This window comes from Candidatus Neomarinimicrobiota bacterium, from assembly GCA_022567655.1.
Lineage (GTDB): Bacteria > Fidelibacterota > SORT01 > SORT01 > SORT01 > JADFGO01.
In genome coordinates this window covers 1-3,811 of sequence record JADFGO010000134.1, presented here as the reverse complement: position 1 = coordinate 3,811, position 3,811 = coordinate 1, and the positions used below count along the sequence as shown (strand labels likewise).

The following is a 3,811-nucleotide window of genomic DNA, read 5'->3' as shown; positions in this document are numbered from 1 at the left end:
AAGAGAGTCGGGCTGATTCCAATGTGATAAAAAATATAAAGCATCGGATCAGCGGTCAGAAAGCGCAGATTGAAGATGTTATCTCCTCGGAGAAAGCGTCGCCGAAAGAAGATTCTGTTCCTTTGAGTTTGGAAGACGCCGAAGTGGGAATGGATGTGTCGATCCCTTCTTTGAATGTTACAGGACAGATTCAGGAGATCAGAACCGATAAAAACGATGCGGTGGTTTCTGTCGGGAGCACTAATATCATAATAGCGGTCAACAAGTTAAGAGCGGCCGCAGCTGACAAAAAGAAAAGCTCGTTCGAAAATCCGGCAGGTTACGGCGGACCGGAACTGAGAGCTGTCACCCCCGAACTGAGTCTGAGGGGGATGAGAGCCGAAGAAGCGATTTCGGTATTGGAGAAATATCTTGATGACGCTCTCTTAGCCGGATTCTCATCGGTAGAGGTTATCCATGGGAAAGGCGGAGGTGTCTTGCGGAAGTTGGTCGCCGAGCAGCTTGAAGCCCATCCGAGCGTAAAAAGTTTTCATACGGCGGCTCTCGACAGAGGCGGTTATGGTGTTACCGTGGCGGAATTCAAATAGTCATGAGAATTCCCGAAAACATAGTAGATGATATTCGAAACGCATCAGAAGTGGTTTCAATCATCGGAAGTTACGTAAAACTAAAGAAAACAGGATCAGGTTTTGTAGGACTCTGCCCGTTCCACAACGAAAAAACACCTTCGTTCAGCGTGAGTCCGTCAAAACAGATATGGCGCTGCTTCGGCTGCAACAGAAGCGGGAACGTTTTCACTTTTATCATGGAATACGAGAAACTGAATTTTGTGGAAGCGGTTAGAACACTCGCGGAGAAGTCGGGGATAACTATTCCTGAAAGCGGCTCTCAAAAATCAGATTATGAGGGTGGCGAGTCCAAGTCGGCAATGATATATAAAGTGAACCGCGCCGCCGCATCCGAATATCACAAAAATCTTATGAGCGCCGAGGGCGAAGACGCGCGGAACTATCTGAACGACCGCGGAATCAAAGGCGATATGCTGAAGGATTACGGTATCGGGCTTGCGCCTGACGAATGGGAATGGCTGAAGAAGAAACTTTCCGGAAAAGGGTTTACTCAAAACTCGTTGATCGGATCGGGCCTGATGGGAAGAAGCGAACAGGGGAAAACCTACGACCGGTTCAAAAATCGTATAGTTTTTCCCGTGATAAACGAATCGGGAAAAGTTGTGGCGTTCGGCGGTAGAATTTGGCAGGGAGAGAGCGCCGGAGCGAAATATGTGAACAGTCCTGAATCACCCGTCTATGTCAAGGGCAGAGTTCTCTACGGATTATATCAGACGAAAGATAAAATTAGAGAGTCGAACCGGATCATTCTGGTCGAAGGCTACACGGATTTCCTTAGCATAAGAGCAGCGGGGATCAGCGACGTTGCGGCGACCTCAGGGACAGCGCTGACCACTGGTCAGGCTCGGCTCGCCAAGCGGTTCGCCGACAACGCTATACTACTTTACGATGGAGACAGCGCCGGGCAGAAAGCGGCTGTCCGGGCAGCGATAGTTCTTTTAGGGGAAGGTTTTGATGTTCGGGTTGTAAAACTTCCTGACGGAAGCGATCCCGACAGTTTTGTGAGAGAGGAGGGAATCGATAAGCTGCAGGAGCTAATCAAAAATGCGTATTCATTCGTTGATTTCAGAATAGGAATAATTCCCGATGAAGAGCTGTCGAGCTCAATTCTTAAAGCCCGGATGGCGCGGAACATCGTCGAAGAAATTTTTGATTTGAACGATGAACTCCTCAAAGGGGCGCTCCTGAAGGATTTTGCATCGAGACTCGGCGTAGATGAAGAAGTGCTGCTGAAGGAATCAAAAAAGTTCAGGGCGTTCGATGCCGCTGACGGCGACGTCGACCAGGTGAATGTTGCCCTAAACGACATAACGCAGCGGTCGGAATACCAACTCGCGATGTTCCTTCTCTCCGCAAATGAAGATGTTTATAACAGCGCGGGCGGGTTTCTCAAGGAGCACACCTTTTCACATAAGGGGATAGGCAATATAGTCGATTTACTGCTGAACTCCGGATTCAGTCCGAATCAATCCAAGCTGTATGATGAAATTAATGAGCCGGGCGAGAGAGCACTCCTCTCGAAAATGCTGAATGAAATAGGATTGGTGGAAGACGAACTGAAAACCCTTAACGAAAGCAAACTTATGCTGCAAAAGGGCGATCTCAAATCTGAAAACAGGAAACTGAGAGACCAAATACGGCAGGCGGAAGAGAAAGGCGAGGAGCCTACGCTGCTGATACAACAACAAAAAGAGCTGACAGACCGGCTCCGGGAGTTGGAAAATTGAAAAAATTCGGGAGACTACGCTCTTAATTTCACAAACTCGGCTTGACATTCCCTGCCTCTCAATCTAAATTATGCCCTGCCGAATAGAGGGGCCCTTAGCTCAGTTGGTTAGAGCATTCGACTCATAATCGAACGGTCGCTGGTTCGAGTCCAGCAGGGCCCACTCCTTTAAAGACCTTGTAAATCCCTGTTTACAAAGGGTTACATAGTTTCCTATAGCCCCGATATTTAAATGAGTAATTAACAAATAATGTCATATATTAGCACATATTAGGTGCGAAAACTGGAAATATATGGAAACTAGTAAGAACGGAAATTGAATATACCAAACCTGACGATAAACGTATTGGTAACTATTTTCATGTCTAAAAGTATGAGATGTTAGGTTAGCAGGATAATTATGTATTTAAAGAAAATTTACTTAGAAAATATTGCTTGCTTTGAAGATATTTCAATTGATTTAAGTAATTCAAATAATTCAGGACTCTTTTCACTGATTCTCGGAGACAATGGAGTTGGGAAAACTACTTTGTTAAGATGTATTGCTCTGGGTATGTGTAATGAGAGTGGAGCTGCTGCCTTAGTAAGAGAGTTACAAGGTGATCTGGTTAGAATCCAAGGTGATCAGTATAACTCTGTTATTGAATTAGAATTATATGAATCAAATCCAAACAAAACAGTAACCATTAGAACAGAAATTACTGAAACTGGTTCAGGAGATATAGAACTTAGTCAACGTACATGGCCGAAAAATAACTTTCCTTGGGAAAAAATATTTTTGTGCGGATATGGATCATGGAGGGGTAAGTATGAACATCAATAAGCGAATCATTATTTTCCAGTTGATGCTGTCTATACGTTGTTTAACTACGAAGCAAAATTACAAAACCCGGAGCTGATTATTAGGAGAATGAAATCAACGGCAAAGGAAAAACAAATCTTAAATACTTTCGATGATATTCTCATGCTATCAAAAGGATCTACAATTCTTTCTGATACGGGATTAGGTTTTGAAGGCTCTGGCGTTGATAAAATAACAATTGGAGGATGGGGGGATGGTCATCGCGCAACTTTAGCTTGGTTGGCAGATTTATTTAGTTGGGATATTCTTTACAAAAAAAAAGGTAGTATGTCAGACATTGTTGGGATTGTATTATTAGATGAAATTGAACATCACCTGCATCCCTCTTGGCAACGAAGAATTATAAGGCAACTAAATAGAAATTTTCCTAAAATACAATTTATTGTTACCTCACATTCTCCATTATGCGCAATTGGAACAACTGATTTATCTGAAGATATAGCTAATATATTTCTCCTAAGATTGAAAAATGATTCAAGCCATCTGATAGAGGGTGGAAAATCAATTCGCGGAATGAGGGCAGACCAAGTGTTAACATCATATTTATTTGGGCTTGAAAGTACAAGGAGTGATGATACAGCTTTGCTCATTGAA

General features: G+C 43.7%; 4 protein-coding genes and 1 tRNA gene. All 5 read left to right on the top strand.

All coding sequences use genetic code 11. The features are described 5' to 3' along the window. Window positions 1-23 precede the first annotated feature (23 nt). Window positions 24-587, top strand: coding sequence for a Smr/MutS family protein (locus IID12_09990; GenBank protein ID MCH8289417.1), 564 nt, complete (start codon window positions 24-26; stop codon window positions 585-587). A gap of 2 nt (window positions 588-589) precedes the next feature. Next, window positions 590-2,356: a DNA primase gene (locus tag IID12_09985; protein ID MCH8289416.1), complete on the top strand. Its 1,767-nt coding sequence runs from the start codon at window positions 590-592 to the stop codon at window positions 2,354-2,356. Window positions 2,357-2,444: 88 nt separating this feature from the next. Further along, window positions 2,445-2,518 (top strand) — tRNA-Ile (locus tag IID12_09980). Window positions 2,519-2,755: 237 nt separating this feature from the next. Further along, window positions 2,756-3,178: an AAA family ATPase gene (locus IID12_09975; GenBank protein MCH8289415.1), complete on the top strand. Its 423-nt coding sequence runs from the start codon at window positions 2,756-2,758 to the stop codon at window positions 3,176-3,178. A gap of 87 nt (window positions 3,179-3,265) precedes the next feature. Further along, window positions 3,266-3,811 (top strand): AAA family ATPase (locus IID12_09970; protein ID MCH8289414.1); only part of this gene is annotated, 546 nt, incomplete at its 3' end.